Here is a 5421-nt window from a genome sequence, read left to right on the forward strand (position 1 = left end):
CCCCAATTCCTTTTGCTCTTTTTTGTGCCCCCTAGCCCTTTGGCGTGCGTCCTTGCGTACTAACTTAATGACATTGGCGGTATTGCCTTGGATGGTATGCTGTCTGCAATCACAGAGGCTTTGCAAAAGGATGGCAAAATAAAACTGACTGGCTTTGGCACTTTTGAGGTGAAGCACCGGGCCGCCAGAACAGGCCGCAATCCGCAAACCAAGGAGACTGTGGAAATTCCGGCGCAGAGCGTTCCGGTGTTTAAGGCGGGAAAGGTCTTGAAAGAAAGCATTCTTGGTAGCAGCGAGAAAAGAGTATTGTCAAAAGCTGCGCTTTAGTATATAATTCCTCTGTGAATAGGTGACAGGAGAAGTGGTTATTGCAGGGGGGAAGTGATTACACTGGATGACACCAAGACCCGGATCATCGTTGCCGCAATCAAGGCTGTACGGCAGTATGGCCTGGAAGGGGTGCGCATCCAGAACGTCAGCGAGCTGGCGGGGATTTCATCAGGAGCGATTTACCGCCACTTTGACGGCAAGGATCAACTGCTGGTGGAGTGCTTCACTTATGTGGACAAGCAGGCGGCGGCAATCTTTGAACATTTGAAATTCAACCCGCTGCTTATGCTCACTGACCCTATGGGTGCGGTAAAGGCGCTGTGGGTGCCCTATTTTCGGTTTTGGACATCCCGCCCGGACGAAACAGTTTTTTATCACCGCTTTCGGGACAGTACGTTTTTCCCCCAGTATGACAAGAACCGGGATGTGACCTATTTCAAGACGTTTATTGGAATGGTTGACGTTTTCAAAAAGGTATTTCCAAGCCTGGACAAAATCAATCAGGATTTATTGTGGCTCCACGTCCTCACATCCACTGTTATGTACGCAAAGTATGTGGTGGAAGGGACGCTTCCAGACAATCAGGAAACCGAGGACACTGTGTTTCAGTTGTTAACCACTGGACTGAGCGGCTATTTGAAACCGGAGAAGCCTAAAAAATCAAGACGAAAATGAAAATGTGCCGCTGGAGGCGGTTCATTTTTAGTAGTTTGATAATGAACGTTCACTATCATACCGGTTAAAGGCACGCTCGGTTCTCAAATTTTTTTGGCGCTAAGGGGGGTGAACATTCACTAACTTTGGAATAACCTTCTTTCTATTCGGAAAACTATCTGCATCGAATACAAAGGAGATTATTGCCATGTTCAGCCAGGAAGCAGCTTTCACAATTACCGCCGACCACATTTCCCAATATGCGGCGCACCTCCAGGAACAAGAGCGAGCCAAGAACACTGTAAAGAAATATGTTCATGACCTTAACGATTTCATGTTGTTTCTGAATGGGAAAGCCGTCACAAAGGTGGCCGTGATTGCGTGGAAAGAGCATCTGGCTGATACCTATACCCCAGCCACAGTCAATTCCATGCTGGCAGCGGTCAACAGTTTTTTCCAGTTCATGGACTGGCCGAAGCTGTCTGTCAGGCCGCTGAAAGTACAGCGTCCCCTTTTCTGTGATGAAAGCCGGGAAATGACCCGCACTGAATATGTCCGTTTGGTGAACGCGGCCCAGCGGCAGGGAAATGAACGGCTGTCCCTGCTTCTTCAAACGATTTGCGCCACTGGCATCCGTGTATCAGAACTCCGATTTATCACTGTGGACGCTGTGAACCTGGGCCGTACTGTGGTCACGAACAAGGGAAAACGGCGAACTGTTTTTCTGCCTGGAAAGCTGTGCGGGCTGCTGAAAAAGTATCTGAAAAAACAAAAAATCACCGACGGATCGGTGTTTGTGACGCGGACGGGCAAACCCCTTGACCGCTCCAATATCTGGCGGGATATGAAGGCTCTGTGTGAAAGCGCCGGGGTTGAGCCAGACAAGGTGTTCCCCCACAACCTGCGGCATCTGTTCGCCCGGACGTATTACTCACTGGAAAAGGATTTGTCCCGGCTGGCGGATATTCTGGGCCATTCCAATGTCAGCACCACCCGCATTTATACCGCAGAGAGCGGTTTTGTTCACGCCCGACAGATGGAGCGGCTGGGTCTGATCCTTACAACATAATTTTTGTTATGTTGTTGTTTAGACCGCAACAGGTCAATATACATATCGTATTATACAGGAAAAACGGCTTTCTGACAAGTCCTTTTACAACTTAGGCATGAAGAAACTGACGGGATGCTCTCTATATTTATCTCGCCTGTCTTTTTTGCGCCTTTTTTTAGATTCTCTGCGTCCTTACAGTGAAATTGGGGCGGTTGGGCTTCACTCTAATACAACATAACAAAAATTAAGTTGTTAATAGGCAGCTTGAGTTAAATATGGTGAGGGATATGAGTATGGAAAAAATATTGATCGTGGACGACAGCATTGTGCAGGCAGCACAGCTAAAGTCAATTATAGAAGATGAGTATGATATTACCGTCGCACAAACTGCGGAGGACGGGCTGCGTTTAGTGAGCGAGGGGGATTTTTCCCTCATTCTGCTGGATGTCGTGATGCCTGGAATGGACGGTTTTACGCTGCTGAAAATGTTGCAGGAACAAATCGTGACTCAAAGCATCCCGGTCATCTTGATTACCAGCCTTGCAGATGTGACGAATGAGCAGCGTGGACTTGTTTTAGGAGCCGTGGATTATATTACAAAGCCATACATTCCCCTGATCGTTAAGGCAAGGGTCAACACACATATCAAACTCTACAAATATCGCAGACAGATTGAGCAGCAATCCATGACCGACCAACTGACAGGAATTGCCAACCGGCGTCGGTATGAACAATACAGCGCGACAAAATGGAGAGAAGCGATCCGCCTGCACGTTCCGTTCTCCATCTGTATGTTTGATATTGACCGCTTCAAAGTGTATAACGATACCTTTGGCCATCCTGCCGGAGATAAGGTGATCGCTTCCGTTGCTCAGACAGCGGCGTCCTATTTGAAACGCAGTACGGATTTTCTTGCCCGCTATGGCGGCGAGGAATTTGTGGCATTGTCCCTGGGCGACAGTTCGCAGCAGATTTTTGAACACTTGAAGAAAATCCGACAGGCAGTAGAAAACCTGCACATCCCCCATGATCCGTCTGTGGCTGAATGGGTCACGGTCAGTGTCGGAGGGGTCACGATTGTTCCTGATACGGAAAGCACCTATGATTTTTACTTAAAAATCGCGGACACCATGCTGTACGATGCAAAGAAAAACGGCCGGAACCGGGTCGTTTGGGCCGATGAAAGGCTGAAACAGTTGTGGGAAAAAAGGTAGTCTGACTGACATCAAAATATCAATTCATATGGGAGGTATATTGTGAGCTTATTGGAGCTTTTCAGAAAAAGGGCAAAAGAACGGCCACCTCAAGAGGATAAAGATACAAATGGCACAGAAGAACTCGATATTTATTCGGGTATGCGGGTGGAAGTAACAACCGCCGCAGGACAGATACTCTTTGTGGCAAAGCTGATGGGCCTGCATGGGGACAAGGCGGAGCTGCACCAATATTCGGAGGCCGCGATTTCTGAGGTAGAGGAACCACTTCCTGTCAGAATCCGTGGGTACAGTGATCGGGAGCGAAACCGCATCCATGATCTTGGCGGTCGAGGAAGTTTGCAAGCCTAGGTTCTTAGAACCATGTGCGGATTTAGGAACTTGCCTTCCGTAAAAGTCGGTCGTGATAGCACCCTTATATTTTACCGCTCTTTTTGAATCGGTCAGGTTTTCGATATCATACCCCACATCAAGGACAACCTGATCGGTGAACAGTCTGGCACGAACTAAGTCCATAGAGAGCAGGTCAGCCATTTCAAGGAGGACAATTCTTCCCTCATCGAATGAGTAGGGACGGGAGAGAACCTGACCGGAGCTAAGACATTTTGACTCCGGCTTATATGCCTTGCAGTCGGCAATCTCCGTCGGCTCCCAGCCCCACGCATGGTCTATCAGCAGCTCCGCATTTATGCCGAACAGCTTATAAAGGAGATCTTCGTTATAGTAGTCAGTATCCTTGCCCTCGGAGCAACGGGCAATGTCGCCCATCGTGAACATACCGTTCTGCTCCAGCTTTCGTGCAATGCCTTTGCCCACTCGCCAGAAGTCCGTCAGAGGCTTGTGTGTCCAGAGCTTCTCTCGATAGCTCATCTCGTTTAGCTCGGCAATGCGAACCCCGTCTTTATCGGCGGGGATATGCTTTGCAACAATGTCCATTGCAATTTTGGCAAGGTACATATTCGAGCCAATCCCGGCGGTGGCGGTGATTCGAGTTTCCTTCAAGACTTCCTGAATCAGCATCATGGCAAAGTCATGGGCTGTCATGTTGTAGGTGGAGAGGTAAGGCGTGGCGTCGATGAAAACTTCGTCGATGGAGTAGACCAGAATATCATCCATTGAGACATAGCGCATATAAATACCCACGATGTCTTTACTGTATTCCATGTAGTAAGCCATGCGTGGAGGAGCAACAACAAGGTCAAGTTCCAAAGATGGGTCTCTCTGAAGCTCAGAAGCAAAGATGGATTTTCCGGTGAAGCGATGTCCAGGAGCCTTTCGCTGTCGTTCTCTGTTCGTTTCCCTGATGCGCTGTTTGGCTTCAAAGAGCCTTGCACGACCAGAGATACCGATGGATTTGAGAGCAGGGGAAACCGCAAGGCAGATCGTCTTATCTGTCCTGCTTTCGTCAGCAACTACAAGGTTGGCATCGAGAGGATCGAGACCTCTCTCAGCGCACTCGACGGAAGCATAGAAGCTCTTGAGGTCGATTGCTATGTAGATTTTCTCTTTCATGCTCCTGCCCCCTCTGATGGTTGCCGCCCGATAAATGGAAGTTGTCGATCATATTTGAATCTGGAAATTGCCAAACTCAAACAGTCCTGCCCCCTGTTTGAGTTGCCCTTTCTCTTCAAGCTGAGCAAAGCCTGCTTCTATATCATTCATCAGCGAAGTGGGGATGTCTAACTGATGATGACCAGGAAATATTCTGGCAACATCATATTGTTGCACAACTCTGACGGAATGATAAAAAAGTTGCGGATCTGTGGTCGGATAAAATGCATAGAGGCAACCCCTATAAATTAAATCCCCAGCAAACAGGTATTTTCGTGCCGACTCATAAAAGCAGCAGTGTCCAGGAGAATGTCCGGGCGTGTGTATGACCTTTAGAATTCGTCCACCTAAATCCAGCAAATCACCGTTGTGCAAAATTGTCTGCGGCGTTCCTTGAAAGATATGATAAGCGTCAAGATCAAATTCGGACGGAAAATCGCAGGGAACCTTTGTCAAATTGTTTTTAACTACTTGGAGCGGAAGCGGAAACTCGACGGACAGCCACTCTTTTTCCGTTGCATGAACGGCGATGTCATTAAAATACCGATGAAATCCCCCTCAAAGTGAAATCCAAACCTCCGGCACATCAATGAAGAATATATTAAGAAAATATGGTCAGAA

General features: G+C 48.1%; 5 protein-coding genes and 1 pseudogene. 4 read left to right on the forward strand and 2 right to left on the reverse strand.

Going from position 1 to position 5421, the window contains the following annotated elements:
- Nucleotides 1-87: 87 nt before the first annotated feature.
- From D1841_RS16270 to D1841_RS16285, 4 genes and pseudogenes are all read left to right on the forward strand, one after another.
- A pseudogene (locus D1841_RS16270) lies at nt 88-327 on the forward strand (HU family DNA-binding protein); the annotation flags it as partial.
- A gap of 54 nt (nt 328-381) precedes the next feature.
- The gene (locus D1841_RS16275; RefSeq protein WP_160644657.1) at nt 382-1005 is read left to right on the forward strand and encodes a TetR/AcrR family transcriptional regulator; all 624 of its coding nucleotides are present in this window, start codon (nt 382-384) and stop codon (nt 1003-1005) included.
- 187 nt (nt 1006-1192) lie between these two features.
- Nucleotides 1193-2053: a tyrosine-type recombinase/integrase gene (locus D1841_RS16280; RefSeq protein WP_160644659.1), complete on the forward strand. Its 861-nt coding sequence runs from the start codon at nt 1193-1195 to the stop codon at nt 2051-2053.
- A gap of 275 nt (nt 2054-2328) precedes the next feature.
- A complete protein-coding gene (locus D1841_RS16285; protein WP_160644661.1) occupies nt 2329-3249 on the forward strand; it encodes a diguanylate cyclase in 921 nt (306 codons plus the stop codon).
- A 48-nt stretch (nt 3250-3297) separates the two neighbouring features.
- On the opposite strand, the gene D1841_RS16290 is transcribed toward D1841_RS16285, so the two are convergent.
- Together D1841_RS16290 and D1841_RS16295 are read right to left on the reverse strand one after the other, a co-directional pair.
- Nucleotides 3298-4761 carry a DNA methylase gene (locus D1841_RS16290; protein WP_160644663.1) on the reverse strand — a complete coding sequence of 488 codons (1464 nt, stop codon included), beginning with the start codon at nt 4759-4761 and terminating at the stop codon, nt 3298-3300.
- A gap of 48 nt (nt 4762-4809) precedes the next feature.
- Nucleotides 4810-5256, reverse strand: coding sequence for an MBL fold metallo-hydrolase (locus D1841_RS16295; protein ID WP_347564021.1), 447 nt, complete (start codon nt 5254-5256; stop codon nt 4810-4812).
- Nucleotides 5257-5421: the final 165 nt, after the last annotated feature.

Origin of the sequence: Neglectibacter sp. X4, assembly GCF_009917365.1 — a bacterium.
Lineage (GTDB): Bacteria > Bacillota > Clostridia > Oscillospirales > Acutalibacteraceae > Acutalibacter.